This is a genomic window from Pseudomonas arsenicoxydans, from assembly GCF_900103875.1.
GTDB lineage: Bacteria > Pseudomonadota > Gammaproteobacteria > Pseudomonadales > Pseudomonadaceae > Aquipseudomonas > Aquipseudomonas arsenicoxydans.
This window is the reverse complement of the sequence record NZ_LT629705.1, coordinates 1,920,760-1,935,938: the sequence shown is the minus strand read 5'-3', so window position 1 is coordinate 1,935,938 and position 15,179 is coordinate 1,920,760. Positions and strand designations below refer to the sequence as shown.

The following is a 15,179-nucleotide window of genomic DNA, read 5'->3' as shown; positions in this document are numbered from 1 at the left end:
GCTCTGGTTGTTTTTTGATCAGCTATTGAACACCCCCGAAGATCCACTGTGGGATCGCCGTAACGCCGCTCCCACATGGATCTCTGCGGTAGAATGCCCGGCTTACTCCGCCATACCGCAGCGCATTCCATGACCCAGCCCTCGACTCCCCTCTCCCCTCGCGTCGCCATCATCGGCGGCGGCCCCGCCGGCTTCATGGCGGCCGAAGTGTTGAGCCAGGCCGGCATCCACGTCGACTTGTACGACGGAATGCCTTCAGTGGGACGAAAATTCCTGCTGGCCGGTGTCGGCGGCATGAACATCACCCACTCCGAAGCCTACCCGGCCTTTCTCTCGCGCTACGCCGAACGTGCGCCACAGATTGCACCGCTGCTGCGGTCCTTCGGCGCCGACGCGCTGTGCCAATGGATTCATGATCTGGGCATCGAAACCTTTGTCGGCAGCTCCGGCCGGGTGTTTCCAACCGACATGAAAGCCGCACCGCTGTTGCGCGCCTGGCTTAAACGCCTGCGCGATGCAGGCGTGGTTATCCACACCCGTCACCGTTGGCTCGGCTGGACTGACAGCGGTGGATTGCGCATCGACAGTCCCGAGGGCGAAAAAATCATCCAGCCAGACGCGACGTTGCTGGCCCTCGGTGGCGGCAGCTGGTCGCGCCTGGGTTCGGACGGCGCGTGGATGCTGCCACTGGAACAACGCGGTGTAGGACTTATGCCTCTGCAACCGAGCAATTGCGGTTTCGAGGTGCAGGCCTGGAGCGATCTGATGGTCAGCAAATTCGCCGGAGCACCGCTGAAAAACATCGCCATCGGCCTCAATGACGACGTGCCACGACTCGGCGAATGTGTCATCACGGCGACGGGGATTGAAGGCAGCTTGATCTACGCCCTGTCGGCGCCGATCCGCGAAGCGATCAACCTGCACGGCTCCGCGACCATCCATCTAGACCTGTTGCCGGGCCGACCTGTGGATAAAGTTCAGGCAGCATTGAGCAAACCGCGCGGCTCGCGGTCGATGTCCAAACACCTGCACAGTCAACTTGGAATTGATGGCGTGAAAGCAGCGCTATTGCGAGAGCTGACGCCGGCCGATTGCTTCACCGATCCGGCACTGCTGGCCAAAGCGATCAAGTTTTTACCACTGACCCTCATAAAAACCCGCCCACTGGACGAGGCCATCAGCAGCGCGGGTGGCGTGATGTTCGAGGCGATGGATGAACGGTTGATGCTCAAGCAACTGCCCGGCGTTTTCTGCGCAGGGGAAATGCTCGATTGGGAAGCACCGACGGGCGGCTATCTGCTGACCGCGTGTTTCGCCAGTGGGCGCGCGGCGGGGTTGGGGATGGTGGAGCGGCTTAAAAGCAGCGGCAAGCTTTAAGCGGCAAGCTTCAAGTTGAAAGCGGTGGAGCATTTCAACTTGAAGCTTGTAGCTTGCCACTTACAGCTGCTTTTAAGGCTTCTTCTTACGCGGCCCGGTGTTAAACACCGGCACTTTGCGCACTGGCTTGATCGAAGGTTCTGGCGCCGAAGCATCGCCACTCTCGACCCACTTACCCAGATTGCGTTTACCCCCACCGGAGGTCTTTGGCTTTTTCGGTTTTTTCGGCTTCTTGACCACCTGGCCGCTGGCATCGGTGTCCGGCACCCGATGCTCAGGTTCGAAGTCGTGCTCCATCTGCCGAGGCAGCGTCTGACGGGTCAATGTCTCGATGGCTGACAGCAGATTCACTTCATCGGCGCAGACCAGGGAAATGGCCTGCCCGGTTGCGCCCGCACGGCCGGTGCGACCGATGCGGTGGATGTAATCCTCAGCCACGATCGGCAGGTCGAAGTTGACCACCAACGGCAAATCTTCGATATCCAGACCACGGGCGGCGACGTCGGTAGCCACCAGAATCTGCACTTCACTGGCCTTGAAGCGGTCCAGCGCACGCTGACGGGTTGCCTGCGGTTTGTCGCCATGGATACCGTCGGCGTTGATGCCCAGACCCTGGAGTTTTTCCACCAGCGCATCCACGCCGTTGCGGGTCTTGGCGAACACCAGCACCTGCTTCCACTTGCCCTTGCGCATCAAGTGTACGAACAGCTCCGGCTTGCGCTTCTTGTCCACCGTCACCACCCACTGCTTGACGGTGTTGGCCGCCACGTTGCGCGGGCTGACTTCAATGCTGAGCGGGTCGTTGAGCATTTGCCCGGCCAGGGTGCGGATTGCGTCGGAGAAGGTCGCCGAGAACAACAGCGTCTGACGTTTCTTCGGTAGCGCCTTGTAGATATTCCCCAGCTCCTCGGAGAAACCCAGATCGAGCATGCGATCCGCTTCGTCCAGCACCAGGGTTTGCAGCTGGTTGAACTTGAGCGCGTTCTGGCGGAACAGGTCGAGCAAGCGGCCCGGGGTCGCCACCAGCAGATCGACGCCTTTGCGCAGCTTCATCATTTGCGGGTTGATGCTGACGCCGCCGTACACCGCGTAAGTGCTCAGCGGCAGGTTCTCGGCGTACTGACGCACGGCTTCGTGCACCTGTTCGGCCAGCTCGCGGGTTGGCACCAGGATCAGCGCGCGTACCGAGTTGGCAGTGACTTTCGGCCCTTCCATGGCCAGCAACTGCAGCAGCGGCAACGCGAAACCGGCGGTCTTGCCGGTGCCGGTCTGGGCGGCGGCCATCAGGTCGCGACCGGCCAGCACCGCCGGAATGGCTTGCGCCTGAACCGGCGTCGGGGTCTGGTAGCCGAGCGTCTCGAGAGAGCGCAGCAAGGGTTCGATCAGGCCAAGAGAGGCGAAAGTCATGGGAGTACCGTAGGAAAATTCAGCGCGTTTTTTTCAAAACAAGTGTGCAAAACAAAATGCAATGGCGCGCAGTTTACCCTAATTCACACGGGATTCTGTCGGCACCGCTACGGCCGGCTGAACAGGCGCCCTGCGCCACTGTGGCAATCCGATCAACACCACGGCACTGATGATCACCAGCATCGCCAGCCCTTCTTCGACGCCGATGGTCTCGCCGACAAACACGATACCCAGCAACACCGCCACTGCCGGATTGACGTAGGCATAACTGGTGGCCGCCGCCGGACGCACGTTTTTCAACAGGTACATGTAAGCATTGAAGGCGATGATCGAACCGAAGAAAGTCAGGTAGGCCAGGGCCGCCCAGCCTTCTATCGGCGGCATGGCTTGCAGATGCTCGCCGCTCAGCGCACTGCCGATCAACAACGCTACGCCGCCGACCAGCATTTCCACAGCACTGGCCATCGCGCCCTGGGGCAACGGCAAGTGTTTGCTCCAGACCGAACCGAACGCCCAGGAAGCCGCCGCGAACACCAGCAACAGCGCACCCAACGGGCTCGATTGCAGATTCGAACCCAGATTGAGCATGGCGATGCCGATCAGTCCCAGCACAATCCCGGCCCATTCGAGACGGGTATTGCGCGCGCCCCAGAAATAGCCGCAGAGCAAGGTAAACAGCGGCACCGTCGCCACCGCCAAAGCCGCCACGCCCGACGCAACGCCCATGTGTTCCGCCACACTGACCCCGCCGTTACCGCAAGCGAGCAGCAAGATCCCGATAATCCCGGCAGCCTTCCACTGCGCCCAGGTCGGTGCGGGCGCCCCACGCCAGCGCAGGAACGCATACATCAACGTCCCGGCGATCACAAAACGGATACCGGCCAGCAGCAACGGCGGCCAATATTCGACGCCAATGCGAATCACCAAATAAGTCGAGCCCCAAATCACGTACAACGCGAAAAAGGCAGCGATCAACGGTACGGGAAAACGACGTAAGCCAGGCATGGGCAGCTCGATGACAAGACAATGTGAACGGCTATTCTAGAAAGGCCAGCGGCGAAAAATAAGTTACAAAACCTGTTTATAGCGTCGGTACACTTTTCAAAACACGGAGATCAGCGCTATAAACCGTGTTTTCGAAAGTCAGGCATTTTCAGGAATACGACCATGGACAAATACGACCGCATGCTGCTCGGTGCCCTGCTGGAAAACGGTCGTGCGTCCTACGCCGACCTGGCGCGCAAAGTGAATCTCTCCGCCCCGGCCGTGGCCGAGCGCGTGGCCAAGCTCGAAGCCAACGGGGTGATCACCGGTTACCAGGCAAAAGTCGACATGGCCAAGCTGGGATTGCCGATTCAGTGCGTGATCGAACTGCGCCTGAACCAGCACGGCAACCAGAAGGCCTACGACGACCTGATCAAAATCCCGCAATTGACCGAATGCCACCGGGTGACCGGTGACCCGTGCGTGATCATGCAAGCGGCGGTGGGCTCGATGCCGGAGCTGGAAGAGTTGATTAACCGCATCGCCAAATTCGGCTTCAGCAAGACGTCGATTGTGCTGTCGAGCGCCATCGAAAAACGCGTGCCGCTGGGACAGCTGGAAGGGAATGGAAAACTCTGATACGCCACATCCGATCGTTCCCACGCTCTGCGTGGGAATGCCTCAATGGACGCTCTGCGTCCGCTCTAGGGACGCGGAGCGTCCCGGGCTGCATTCCCACGCAGAGCGTGGGAACGATCAAACGATCATCTTAGAACCCACGATGGCGCTTGAGATGCTCATTGATCTTCGCCGCGGCGGTGCGACGATTCGACTTGCCCGCGAAGCGATCTGTTAAACGCCGCTGTAACTTGCAGACAACAAACCCGGCATATCCCGCAGGCGAACCCAAGGCTCTTTCCGCCAATGCAGCAGACGCAGCGTCCCGCCCGCCCATTCCATCGCCCGCATATGCGGCGCCTGAGTCAAAACGGGTCCCGCCTCCTCCCGCAACATCGGCACCACATCGTGTGTCAGCCAACGCCGCAAATGGCGGTTTTCCGGGCAATAGTGATACACCAACATCGCGTATACGCCCGACTCACTCAGCATCAATGTCTCCTGGGAGTCATCGCTTCCAGACAATCTCATCACTTGCCGCTGATCCGCATCTAGCTTGAGCGCTTGTCTGCCGTTGATATCCACACCCATCAACCGGCCGATATCGCGGGCGCAGAACCAAGGCTCTGCGTGGAGTAGAAGTGCTCGGAGTTGGATGTGATGACGGATGAATGTTTTGGGGTTGAAGTGAGCTTCGTATCCAGGTGATTGCGCAGAGTCTTCAGGGGGATTGGGGGTAACTTTGATCATGGCGAAAATCCTATCGACGTTGGTGCTGCCAGCATCACTTGCAGGATGATGGGTGGCAGCTGTGTACGGGCCTGCAAGACCGAGTCGATAGGCAACCCCGGCAGACCCGAAGGTCTCCCGCACACAGCCACCATAAATCGGCGGTCGCCAGATAAAGCGACGCGATTATAGGTGCGGCTGTAGGTGACTATCAAACTATCGGCGGGCTTGCAGTCCCGGTCGCTGAATTGTCAGCGACAGTCAAAAGGTTATCGATGTCACCGATGAGGGGCAAGACAGACATTCCCTAATATTTGGTAGGACCGATCATCAAACCGGAGGCCTCGTTAAACACATCAGCTCACCGTGCAAACACGAAACCTCCATCGCACGATGGACGCCAGGAAAAGCAACAGATACTGTCATTTGAGTGATGGCCAGGCGCCCTCCCCCGAAAGCAAAAAACAATTTGAATGAGAGGATCTCTGAGATGACATGGAAAGGAACCCTTCGCTCGATGCAAGCGTCAGCTCGACGGGCTGAACGTAACTCGAAGCGTCGTCAACGCGAGCTTCAAGTGCAGGAAAAAGAATACGCAAAGATGGAAGCTCGTGAGCAAGCGGCCTACGAAGTTGAAGTCTATGAAAATCACATCGAACTGCTGTTATCGATGCATAAAGATTCTGCAGAGGAAATCGATTGGAACGAGTTCGTGCAACGACCTGCACCACTCAAACCCGTCGCGCTCAACACCTTGGAAAACCAAGCCAGAAAGAACGAAACAAGCTACAAGCCTGGCTTCATTGCTCGCTCGTTGAAGCTGGAGACTAGAAAGCGCCGTAAGTTGGCAGAGGCGGTTCAAACCGCAGTGTTCAAAGACAAACAGCTGCTGGACCAAGCGTTAACAGAGTGGGAATCAAAAAATAACGACTGGAAAGAAGAGTTCGAGCTAGCTCAAGGAATACTCAACGGTAACGGCCATTCCAAAATTGAAGCCATCAAGCGGATAGACCCTTTTACAGACATTTCGCATCTCGGCACCGCTATAGCCGTCTCTATCGCTGGCGACGGCATTCTTGAATGCACGCTCTCGGTTCACGGCGAAAAAGTAATCCCTCAAGAAATAAAATCACTACTACAGAGCGGCAAGCTTTCCGTTAAAAAAATGCCGACCAGCAAATTCAATGAATTGCTGCAGGACTACGTGTGTAGCTGCGTTTTGCGGGTCGGGCAGGAGTTGCTGAGCATTCTGCCGGACGATCTTGTCATCGTGACAGCCGTCGATACATTGCTTAACTCTGCGACCGGCCATCTTGAAGAACAACCAATCCTGAGCGTAGCAATCTCGCGTGAGACGCTATTCAGACTGAACATGCAGAGCATCGATCCATCAGATTCAATGAAGAACTTCGTGCATACGATGAGTTTCAAGAAGACAACAGGTTTCATGCCCGTGAGCAGGGTCAGTAGCCGGGATTTCGCGAAACCTGCGTAATCAAAGAACCGCCGCAGAACCAATGTGGGAGCGAGCCTGCTCGCGAAAGCGGTGTGTCAGTCAACATCAATGTTGAATGTTAAATCGCTATCGCGGGCAAGCCCGCTCCCACAGGTTTTTGTGGTGCGCTTCAGAACCCGCGATGGCGCTTGAGATGCTCATTGATCTTCGCCGCCGGCACTTTCTGCAAACTCACCAGCAGATCATGGGACAACTCGCGTAACCCATGCTTTTGCCGCAGTTCCTGAGCCAGATGCGCGGTCAGGTTGGCCGCCATTTCGGCATCGGCCATCGCCCGGTGAGCCTTGCCGGTATTGGGCAGGCTGGCGAAGGTGGTGAGGGTGCCGAGTTTGTGGTTCGGTGCGGCGGGCATCAGGCGCCGGGCGAGCAGCAGCGAGCAGGCAAAGCTCTGCAAGCGGGTGCGTTTGATCCGTCCCAGCTCGAAGTCCCAGAACTTCTGGTCGAACGCCGCGTTGTGCGCCAGCAGCGGTGTGATGCCAACGAACTCGTTGACCTCGTTCATCACCTGCTCGGCCGACGGCGCGGTGCGCAGCATGGCGTTGCTGATGCCGGTGAGTTGTTCGATGAAGCCGGGCACGCGCACGCCAGCGTTCATCAGGCTTTGGTAACGGTCGACGATGCGCCCCTGCTCAAGGATCACCACGGCAATTTCCGTGGCCCGGCAACTGCTGCTCGGGGAGATCCCGGTCGTTTCAAAGTCGATGACTGCTATGCGTTCCAAACCTGTTTCAGCTCCGTAAAAATCAATTCTTGAGCAGCAACGCGCCTTCGATCGGCACGTAGCGGCTGGCAGCGCGGATCAGCGAGTTGGCGGTCAGACCCGGTACGCCGTAGGCCACCGCTTGCACGCCGTGCTTGTTGATGATGCGCTCCAGCAGCATGTCGAAATCCCCGTCGCCGGAAGCCAGCACCACTTCGTCGACGTGATCGGCAGCGTCCATGATGTCGAGGGTGATGCCCACGTCCCAGTCGCCCTTGGCCGAACCGTCGCTGCGCTGGATGTAGGGTTTGAGTTTCACGATGAAACCGAGGTTGCGCAGGATCTGCTGGAATTGCTGTTGTTTGCTGTCGCCACGATCGATGGCGTAGGCATACGCTTCGACGATCTCGCCCTGTTTGCTGATATCAGCCCACAGCGCTGCATAGTTGAAGTGGCAACCATAGGCCTGACGCACGGTGTAATAGAGGTTTTGAACATCGGCGAACACTGCGATTTTTTTCACCGGTCATCCTCATTTGCGCGCCAAAGCGCGGGCAGGATCAGGCGCAAGGCCCGAAAAGTTGCCCAGTATGCCAGCCTGAAGGATTGTTCCGCGAATAATCGGCCCGAAGCGCCGCAGCGCTCCGGACGAATGGCACATCAGACGAAGGAATCGTCGTCGTTGTCAAAGAACGATGAGCTGTCATCGCTGTAGTCGGCGTCGGTGAAGCCGCCCTGATCGCTGCTGTTGTCGGCCACGCGCTGGTTGTCACTCCAGCTGTTGTCAGCGCTATTATCCGCAACCTGGGCCGGCTCTTCCTTGATGACTTCGACCACTTCGGGCTGCTGATTGTGGTGAAACAGGCTGCTGATGCCTTCTGCCAGCATGACACCACCGGCCACACCGGCCGCGGTTTTCAACGCGCTGCCGAGGAAACCGCTGCCAATCGGTTGTTGCGGTTGTCCGTAGTTCTGCGGTGGCGGTGCGGCACCGAAGTTCTGCTGTGGCGGCTGCGAATTGAATGACGGCCGCGCCGGTTCACGCCATCCGCCGGTGGAGGGCGGAGCGCTCTGGGCGGGCGCGGGTTGCGGCTCGCGGGAGCTTCCACCAAAGATGCTCGATAAAAAGCCACCACTGGCTGGCGCCGGTGCCGGAGCCTGTGCCTTGGCCGCTTGCAGTTCGGCCTGCAATTGCTGCACTTGCTGGGTCAATTGCTTGTTCTGTTCGTCGAGGCTTTTGATGGCTGCCTCTTGAACCAGAATCGCCTGGGTCATGAAATAGCCTGCCGCGGGTTGGCGAGTCAGGTGTTCCTTGATCCGCGCCTCGGCCTGGGCGTCGCGCGGGGCTGAGTCCGTTTCGGCCTGTTGCAGCCGGGAAAACAGTCCATCGATCAGGGTTTGTTCTTCGCTGTTCATGGCGACCTCGTAGATTGCCGGAGAAATCGTTGCTCTTTTCCAAAGAGGATAAGGTGCTCAACCTTAATGGAGGCTGAAACAAGTTGTTTCAATAGCCTTTACCGAACGTTTACGTTTGCTTGCGACAGCGCATCATCGGTTAAAGTGGGCCACTGCTTTCAACCAGCGATACCGACTGATGAATCCGTTCGACGTACTGCGTGACTCTTTGTATTTCTTCAAGCGCCATCTGGGCCAGATTGTCCAACTGTGCCTGCCGCTGGTGATCGTCGAGGCATTGCTGCAACAAGTGGTCGACCACTCCACCCAGCCGGACGGATTCCCCGGTATGAGCGTGCTGGTCGGCCTGCTGGTGTATCCGCTGTACACCGCCGCGCTGATCCTGTTTCTCGATGCCCGCAGTCGTGGCGAATCGCCGACCACCCGCGAGCTGCTGTCAAGGTCGGCCTACCTGTGGCCGCGCTTCGCCCTGCTCACGGGCCTCAATACCTTGCTGATCCTGGTGGGTCTGTCGCTGTATTTCCTGCCGGGCATCTGGCTGATGGTGATGCTGGCCTTCAGTGAATACCTGTTGGTGCTCAGAGGCCTGTCCCCGCTGGCCGCGATGAAAGAAAGCCTGCGCCTGACCCGCGGCCATTTCATGCGGATCCTGGTGTGCATATTGTGTGTAATGGGCCCGTTGTGGGTGCTCAAGGGCGCAACCCTGGCGGTCTACCCCGACCCGCAGAACCCGGTGATTTCACTGCTGATCGACAGCGCTCACAGTTTCTTGCAATTGTTCACCAGCGTGGTGCTGTTTCGCCTGTTCATGCTCATCAGCGATGCGCCCGAGAAAATTGACCGACCGCTCTGACCGCACTACCCGTGGGCGTAAACCCGTCTGTCGGTTATGCTCGGGGCCATCTTTTGTAACGCTATAAGCCGAGCCATGACCCGTCTACTGCGCTACACCCTGCTGGGCCTGTTGATCGTGACCGGCCTGATTGCCCTGATGATCTACAGCCTGACCTGGCGCCCGGAGGCCAGGGAAGTTTTGCCGGTCAGCTGCAACGCTCAGGCGCCGACGCTGGTGCCCGGCCAGGCGCTGAAAGTGATGACCTGGAACGTCCAGTACCTGGCGGGTAAACGCTATGTTTTCTGGAATGACCTGGCCGCCGGCAATGACGAAAAACCTACTCTCGAAGACATGGCGTTCAGCCTTGATGAAGTGGCGCGAGTGATTCGCGACGAGCAACCCGATGTCGTCCTGTTGCAGGAACTGGATGACGGCGCCAAGGCCAGCGATTACCAGAATCAGTTCAAGTTGCTCCAGGAACGCCTCGCCGACCTTTATTCCTGCAGCGCCCACGCCTTCGACTGGAAAGCCGATTTCGTGCCTGAGCCGCATATCTTCGGCAGCGTCGGCCGGCAACTCGCCACCCTCAGTCGCTTCCAGATCGAACACGCCGAACGCCTGCAATTGCCGGTCGCGTCGGCCAACTTCATCAGTCGTCAGTTCAAACCGAAAAACGCGTTGCTGGTGGCCTATATGCCGTTGAGCGACGGCGGGCAGATCGCGCTGCTCAATACCCATCTGGACCGCGTCGTCCAGCCCGACGACTCCTTGCAAGCGCAAGTGACCGCCGTGGCCAAGGTGCTCGACAAGTACGAAAGCCGTGGCACGCCGTGGCTGATCGGCGGTGATTTCAACCTGTTGCCGCTGGGCCAATATCTACGTCTGCCGGACGAACAACGCACGCCCTACTCCGCCGACAGCGCCTTGCATGTGCTGTGGGACAAATACCCGATGATCCCGACCAACAACGAAGCCAGCGGTGTCGACCGGGCGCACTGGCTGACCCATTACCCGAATGATCCGGGCTTGAACGGCCCCGACCGGACGGTCGACTACCTGTTCTACAGTCCGCGGATCAAACGGGTCGAGGCGATGGTGAGGCAGGACGACACGTTGCGCATCTCCGATCACCTTCCGGTAATTGCACGGTTCCTGTTGCCGCCGGCCCCGTAGAACTGGATCAATGCACCTCCTCCAAATCGTCATGCAGCAGCCCGAAAATCCTGCGTTTCATGTCGATGAACGAGCGCTCCATGACCATGTCCAGCGTCCGTGGGCGTTCGATCGGCACGTCCAGAATCTGCTTGATCCGCCCAGGCCTGGCGCCCATCACGTAGACCCGATCACCCAACAGAATCGCCTCGTCGATGTCGTGGGTCACGAACAGCACGGTCTTCTTGCTGTTGCCCCAGACGCGTAGCAGCAGCTGTTGCATTTGCAGGCGCGTCTGGCTGTCGAGCGCACCGAACGGTTCATCCATCAGCAGGATTTGCGGGTCGTTGGCCAGCGCCCGGGCAATTGCCACACGCTGCATCATGCCGCCGGACAACTGCTTGGCGTAGTTGTCAGCGAATCCCGTCAAGCCCACTTCATTGACGTAATAGTCGACGATTTCCTTGCGCTGGGCCGCAGCCATGCCGCGCCGCTTGAGACCGAACTCGACGTTCTGGCGCACGGTCAGCCACGGGAACAGGGTGTAGCTCTGGAACACCATGCCGCGATCCGCACCCGGTCCTTGCACCTGCTGGCCGCCGACGTAGATTTCGCCTTCGGTCGGCTCATTCAGGCCCGCCGTGAGGTACAGCAAACTCGACTTGCCGCAGCCCGACGGCCCGACCAGCACGGCGAACTGTTGATCCGGCACTTCAAACGACACCTGTTCCAGCGCGGTGAACATGCCGCCGTCAGGTTTTTGATAACGCAGGCTGACCTTGTCCACTTGCAGTCGGGGCGCCGCCTGCACCGGGGCGGCCGTCGGTGTGACGAAACGTGGGTTTACGGCGCTTACTGAGCCCATGCGGCGATCCTCAGACGAAGGAAACGGAACAGTTGATCGGTGACCAGGCCCAGCAGGCCGATGATCGCGATAGCCAGGAAAATTACATCTACTTGGAAGCCGCGCATGGCTTTAAGACTCAGGTAGCCCAGACCGCTGGAGGCTGCGACCAGCTCGGCGACCACCAGGTAAGTCCAGGCCCAGCCCATAGTTACGCGCAAGGTGTCGAGCACACCCGGCAACGATGCCGGGGCGATCACATGCAGTACTGCATCGCGACGATTCGAGCCCAGGGTGTATGAGGCGTTGATCAAGTCCTTGGAAATGCCCTTGGACACGTCCGCAATCATCACCAACTGCTGGAAGAACACGCCGAAAATAATCACCGAGACCCGCTGCTCCAGACCGATGCCGATCCACAGGATGAACAGCGGCACGAACGAGGTCACCGGCAGGTAGCGGATGAAATTGACCATCGGTTCGAGGAACGCCTGGACGATGCGAAAGCTGCCCATCAACAGCCCCAGCGGCACCGCCACCAGGGACGAGACGATGAAACCGACCATCACCACTTCGACGCTGGCCCACACGTGCTGGCCGAGCGTGCCATCGCGGCCCAGGCGCACGGCGGCCTCGACCACCGCGCCCGGCGTCGGCAGGAACATGCCCGGCACCACGCCGCCGTAAGACAACCCGGCCCACAGACCAATCAACAACACCCAGGCCAGACCGCTCGCGCTCCAGATCACCTGCACCGGCAGGCCGGTCTTGGGCGTGATGCAGCGGCTCAGCCATGAATTGCGCTTGAACATGCGAACCTCCTACAGCGGACTGACGAAACGGTTGTCGATCAAGTCGTCATTGCTGACGTTGTAGGGTTTGCCCTGCAATTCGCTGGCGGTTTCGTTAGCCAGTTTGATCAGCGGTTCGCTGTCGCCCGGTTTGCCCGGCGAGCCCAGGAGCTTCTCGCTCATGGCCTGATCGTAGAAGCGGACGCCTTGCGCGGCGGCTTCCAGCTCCTTCGGATCGGCAAGGTAACCGCCAACGCCTTTGGCCATGATTTTGTAGGCTTCCTGCGGATGTTCCTGGGTGTATTTCACTGCTTTGTAGAGGCCGGCAACCAGCGCCTTGACGTCTTCCGGCTGCTTTTCGATGACCGTGCAGTTGAGCGCGACCACGTCGACAATCACACCCGGCGTGCTGCTGCTATCGATCAGCACTTTGCCTTGCTGTTTGCTGCGCACCATCGACAGGTGCGGCTCCCACGTCACGGCGGCGGGTACGCGACCGGCGATGAACGCGGTGGCGGCATCGTCAGCCGTCATGTTCTGCACGGTGATGTCACTCATGCTCATGCCGTGTTTTTTCAGCAGGTAGGACAGCCAGAACTGCGAGGTCGACCCTTCGTTCACCGCGACGGCTTTGCCTTTGAGCTCCTGCAGACTCTTGACGTCCTTGCCCACCAGCACACCGTCGCCACCATGGCTGTCATCCAGTGCGGCTACCGCCTTGAAGCAGAATTGCGGACGGTATTTGAGCACTTCGTCGATGGTCGACGCCGAGCCAGACAACTCGCCCGAAGCTTGCGCGGCCATGTACATCGACGCCTCTTCGACGACGGGCAATTCGACGGTCAATCCGTTTTCCTTGAAGTAGCCCAGGTCCTGCGCCAGGTAGAGCGTGCCGTAGCCGACCCACGTGGTATGACCGATGGACAGGGTGCCGGCCTGGGCGCTGGTGGCGACGGTCGCGGCGATGGCGGTGACCGCCAGTGGATGAGCGAAACGGGTAAGCAAGGACTTGATCATGGAGCACTCCCAAAGCTGTTGATTTAGTTTTGTCATGGGCAGTACGGCCAGGAGCCTCGGGTGAGCTGTCACTTGTGGTCTCTGATGGACCGTGCGGTGGACAGCATTCGGCTGACTGGCGAAGTCGATGTTGGACCAAGGCCGGGAATAGGAAAATCAGGAAATATGTCGTTGGGAATGATGAAAAAACTGGGTAGTGCGCACTGCAAATGAGCACTGTTTGCGGGGGTGCACGGGGTGGGTGCAAAACAGATAGGAAGGGAGTTATTTGCGCAAATGATCGTTCCCACGCTCTGCGTGGGAATGCCTCCAGTGACGCTCTGCGTCACATCACAGGGACGCGGAGCGTCCCGGGCTGCATTCCCACGCGGGAGCGTGGGAACGATCAGTGGATATTAGAGACGGCCGTATTCCTGCGCCGTGCGATCGACTGCTTTCAGGGTTTTGCCGACCAGTTCATCAACCTCTTCACGACTGGCAATCAACGCCGGCGCCATGATCATCCGCCCCAAGGTCGAGCGAATGATCACGCCTTCCTCAAAGCCGATCGTGCGGCAGCGCCAGGCAATATCATTCTCGTTGGCAAAGCGCTTGCGACTGCTCTTGTCCTCGGCCAACTGCAACGCCGCGACCATGCCGACACCCTGGATATCGCCCACCAACGGGTGATTGCCGAACACCTCGCGCAAGCACTGTTGCAGGTACGGCCCGATGTCATCCTTGACCCGAGTGACCACGCCTTCATCGCGCAAGGCCTTGAGGTTGGCGATGGCCACCGCTGCCGCCACCGGGTGCCCGGAGTAGGTCAAGCCGTGGGCAAATACACCGCCCTGCTCCACCAGCACCTGGGCCATTTTCTTCGACAGAATCAGCCCGCCCATGGGGATGTAGCCGGAGGTCAAACCCTTGGCAATCGATAGCGTGTCCGGCTCAAAACCGAAGTGCTCGTGGGCGAACCATTCGCCGGTGCGACCGAAGCCACCAATCACTTCGTCGGCGCACAACAGCACGTCGTACTTGCGGCAGATGCGCTGGATTTCCGGCCAGTAACTCTCCGGCGGAAAGATCATCCCGCCCGCGCCCTGGAACGGTTCGGCGATAAACCCGGCGACCTTGTCCGCGCCCAGTTCGAGAATCTTCGCTTCCAGTTGCTGCGCCGCCCGCAAGCCGAATTCGGCCGGGGTCAGGTTGCCCTCATGAGCGAAGAAGTACGGCTCATCGATGTGTTCAATGTCGGGCAGCATGCCGCCCATTTCGTGCATGAACTTCATGCCGCCGAGCGCCGTCGCCGCCAGCGTCGAGCCGTGGTAACCGTTCCAGCGACCGATCATGACTTTCTTCTCGGGCTTGCCGAGAATCGTCCAGTAACGGCGCACCGTGCGGATCAACACCTCGTTGGCTTCGGAGCCGGAGTTGGTGTAGATCGCGTGGCTGTAGTGCCCCGGCAACAGGCTGAACAACAGCTCCGACAGCTCGATGACCTGCGGGTGGGTGGTGTGGAAAAACATGTTGTAGTACGGCAACTGCTCAAGCTGTCTGGTCGCAGCAGCAGCCAGGTCCTTGCGCCCATAACCGAGGTTGGTGCACCACAGCCCGGACATGCCATCGAGGTAACGCCGCCCATCGTTGTCCCACAGGTGCAGGCGCTCGCCACGGACCATCACCCGTGGCCCTTCATCGTTGAGCGCTTTCTGATCGACGAATGCGTGGATGTGGTGCGCAGCATCGGCGGCCTGGTAGTCGCGGGTTTCACGTGGTGTGGTCATCGCCAGTTCTCCGTTTTTGTTTTTAGC

General features: G+C 59.2%; 15 protein-coding genes. 5 read left to right on the top strand and 10 right to left on the bottom strand.

Annotation, left to right across the window (positions count from 1 at the left end; genetic code table 11):
• Window positions 1-129 precede the first annotated feature (129 nt).
• The gene (locus BLQ41_RS08850) at window positions 130-1,377 is read left to right on the top strand and encodes a TIGR03862 family flavoprotein (RefSeq protein ID WP_197678921.1); all 1,248 of its coding nucleotides are present in this window, start codon (window positions 130-132) and stop codon (window positions 1,375-1,377) included.
• Between the two features lie 72 nt (window positions 1,378-1,449).
• On the opposite strand, the gene BLQ41_RS08845 is transcribed toward BLQ41_RS08850, so the two are convergent.
• Both BLQ41_RS08845 and yedA read right to left on the bottom strand, forming a co-directional pair.
• On the bottom strand, window positions 1,450-2,784 hold the full coding sequence (locus tag BLQ41_RS08845) for a DEAD/DEAH box helicase (protein WP_090179585.1): 1,335 nt from the start codon (window positions 2,782-2,784) through the stop codon (window positions 1,450-1,452).
• Between the two features lie 78 nt (window positions 2,785-2,862).
• The gene (gene yedA, locus BLQ41_RS08840; protein ID WP_090179581.1) at window positions 2,863-3,789 is read right to left on the bottom strand and encodes a drug/metabolite exporter YedA; all 927 of its coding nucleotides are present in this window, start codon (window positions 3,787-3,789) and stop codon (window positions 2,863-2,865) included.
• A 162-nt stretch (window positions 3,790-3,951) separates the two neighbouring features.
• On the opposite strand from yedA, the gene BLQ41_RS08835 reads away from it, so the two are divergent.
• Window positions 3,952-4,407 carry an Lrp/AsnC family transcriptional regulator gene (locus tag BLQ41_RS08835; RefSeq protein WP_090179578.1) on the top strand — a complete coding sequence of 152 codons (456 nt, stop codon included), beginning with the start codon at window positions 3,952-3,954 and terminating at the stop codon, window positions 4,405-4,407.
• A 213-nt stretch (window positions 4,408-4,620) separates the two neighbouring features.
• Here BLQ41_RS08835 and BLQ41_RS08825 read toward each other — a convergent pair whose 3' ends face one another.
• Window positions 4,621-5,136, bottom strand: coding sequence for a BRO-N domain-containing protein (locus BLQ41_RS08825; RefSeq protein WP_090179571.1), 516 nt, complete (start codon window positions 5,134-5,136; stop codon window positions 4,621-4,623).
• 469 nt (window positions 5,137-5,605) lie between these two features.
• On the opposite strand from BLQ41_RS08825, the gene BLQ41_RS08820 reads away from it, so the two are divergent.
• Complete coding sequence (locus BLQ41_RS08820; RefSeq protein ID WP_090188423.1) at window positions 5,606-6,610, top strand: hypothetical protein; 1,005 nt, start codon at window positions 5,606-5,608, stop codon at window positions 6,608-6,610.
• 130 nt (window positions 6,611-6,740) lie between these two features.
• Here BLQ41_RS08820 and BLQ41_RS08815 read toward each other — a convergent pair whose 3' ends face one another.
• The 3 genes from BLQ41_RS08815 to BLQ41_RS08805 all read right to left on the bottom strand — a co-directional run bounded on the left by BLQ41_RS08815 (window position 6,741) and on the right by BLQ41_RS08805 (window position 8,747).
• The gene (locus BLQ41_RS08815) at window positions 6,741-7,352 is read right to left on the bottom strand and encodes a 3'-5' exonuclease (RefSeq protein ID WP_090179566.1); all 612 of its coding nucleotides are present in this window, start codon (window positions 7,350-7,352) and stop codon (window positions 6,741-6,743) included.
• A 22-nt stretch (window positions 7,353-7,374) separates the two neighbouring features.
• Entirely contained in the window at window positions 7,375-7,854 is a 480-nt protein-coding gene (locus BLQ41_RS08810; RefSeq protein WP_090179562.1) for a LabA-like NYN domain-containing protein, read from the bottom strand.
• Window positions 7,855-7,991: 137 nt separating this feature from the next.
• A complete protein-coding gene (locus BLQ41_RS08805) occupies window positions 7,992-8,747 on the bottom strand; it encodes a DUF2076 domain-containing protein (protein WP_090179559.1) in 756 nt (251 codons plus the stop codon).
• A 178-nt stretch (window positions 8,748-8,925) separates the two neighbouring features.
• Between BLQ41_RS08805 and BLQ41_RS08800 the strand changes: the two genes are divergently transcribed.
• Both BLQ41_RS08800 and BLQ41_RS08795 read left to right on the top strand, forming a co-directional pair.
• On the top strand, window positions 8,926-9,600 hold the full coding sequence (locus BLQ41_RS08800) for a YciC family protein (RefSeq protein ID WP_090179555.1): 675 nt from the start codon (window positions 8,926-8,928) through the stop codon (window positions 9,598-9,600).
• A gap of 75 nt (window positions 9,601-9,675) precedes the next feature.
• The gene (locus tag BLQ41_RS08795; RefSeq protein WP_090179552.1) at window positions 9,676-10,755 is read left to right on the top strand and encodes an endonuclease/exonuclease/phosphatase family protein; all 1,080 of its coding nucleotides are present in this window, start codon (window positions 9,676-9,678) and stop codon (window positions 10,753-10,755) included.
• A 7-nt stretch (window positions 10,756-10,762) separates the two neighbouring features.
• Here BLQ41_RS08795 and BLQ41_RS08790 read toward each other — a convergent pair whose 3' ends face one another.
• The 4 genes from BLQ41_RS08790 to BLQ41_RS08775 all read right to left on the bottom strand — a co-directional run bounded on the left by BLQ41_RS08790 (window position 10,763) and on the right by BLQ41_RS08775 (window position 15,152).
• The gene (locus BLQ41_RS08790; RefSeq protein WP_090179550.1) at window positions 10,763-11,599 is read right to left on the bottom strand and encodes an ABC transporter ATP-binding protein; all 837 of its coding nucleotides are present in this window, start codon (window positions 11,597-11,599) and stop codon (window positions 10,763-10,765) included.
• Window positions 11,587-12,390, bottom strand: coding sequence for an ABC transporter permease (locus BLQ41_RS08785; RefSeq protein ID WP_090179546.1), 804 nt, complete (start codon window positions 12,388-12,390; stop codon window positions 11,587-11,589). The genes BLQ41_RS08790 and BLQ41_RS08785 overlap by 13 nt, the downstream gene beginning before the upstream one ends.
• A 9-nt stretch (window positions 12,391-12,399) precedes the next feature.
• On the bottom strand, window positions 12,400-13,386 hold the full coding sequence (locus tag BLQ41_RS08780; protein WP_090179543.1) for an ABC transporter substrate-binding protein: 987 nt from the start codon (window positions 13,384-13,386) through the stop codon (window positions 12,400-12,402).
• A gap of 395 nt (window positions 13,387-13,781) precedes the next feature.
• Window positions 13,782-15,152 carry an aspartate aminotransferase family protein gene (locus BLQ41_RS08775; RefSeq protein WP_090179541.1) on the bottom strand — a complete coding sequence of 457 codons (1,371 nt, stop codon included), beginning with the start codon at window positions 15,150-15,152 and terminating at the stop codon, window positions 13,782-13,784.
• Window positions 15,153-15,179: the final 27 nt, after the last annotated feature.

Excerpts from the sequence above, each read along its gene's own strand:
- BLQ41_RS08850 (WP_197678921.1), top strand. The coding sequence starts at position 130 with ATGACCCAGCCCTCGACTCCCCTCTCCCCTCGCGTCGCCATCATCGGC.
- BLQ41_RS08845 (WP_090179585.1), bottom strand. The coding sequence starts at position 2,784 with ATGACTTTCGCCTCTCTTGGCCTGATCGAACCCTTGCTGCGCTCTCTC.
- yedA (WP_090179581.1), bottom strand. The coding sequence starts at position 3,789 with ATGCCTGGCTTACGTCGTTTTCCCGTACCGTTGATCGCTGCCTTTTTC.
- BLQ41_RS08835 (WP_090179578.1), top strand. The coding sequence starts at position 3,952 with ATGGACAAATACGACCGCATGCTGCTCGGTGCCCTGCTGGAAAACGGT.
- BLQ41_RS08825 (WP_090179571.1), bottom strand. The coding sequence starts at position 5,136 with ATGATCAAAGTTACCCCCAATCCCCCTGAAGACTCTGCGCAATCACCT.
- BLQ41_RS08820 (WP_090188423.1), top strand. The coding sequence starts at position 5,606 with ATGACATGGAAAGGAACCCTTCGCTCGATGCAAGCGTCAGCTCGACGG.
- BLQ41_RS08805 (WP_090179559.1), bottom strand. The coding sequence starts at position 8,747 with ATGAACAGCGAAGAACAAACCCTGATCGATGGACTGTTTTCCCGGCTG.
- BLQ41_RS08800 (WP_090179555.1), top strand. The coding sequence starts at position 8,926 with ATGAATCCGTTCGACGTACTGCGTGACTCTTTGTATTTCTTCAAGCGC.
- BLQ41_RS08795 (WP_090179552.1), top strand. The coding sequence starts at position 9,676 with ATGACCCGTCTACTGCGCTACACCCTGCTGGGCCTGTTGATCGTGACC.
- BLQ41_RS08790 (WP_090179550.1), bottom strand. The coding sequence starts at position 11,599 with ATGGGCTCAGTAAGCGCCGTAAACCCACGTTTCGTCACACCGACGGCC.
- BLQ41_RS08785 (WP_090179546.1), bottom strand. The coding sequence starts at position 12,390 with ATGTTCAAGCGCAATTCATGGCTGAGCCGCTGCATCACGCCCAAGACC.
- BLQ41_RS08780 (WP_090179543.1), bottom strand. The coding sequence starts at position 13,386 with ATGATCAAGTCCTTGCTTACCCGTTTCGCTCATCCACTGGCGGTCACC.
- BLQ41_RS08775 (WP_090179541.1), bottom strand. The coding sequence starts at position 15,152 with ATGACCACACCACGTGAAACCCGCGACTACCAGGCCGCCGATGCTGCG.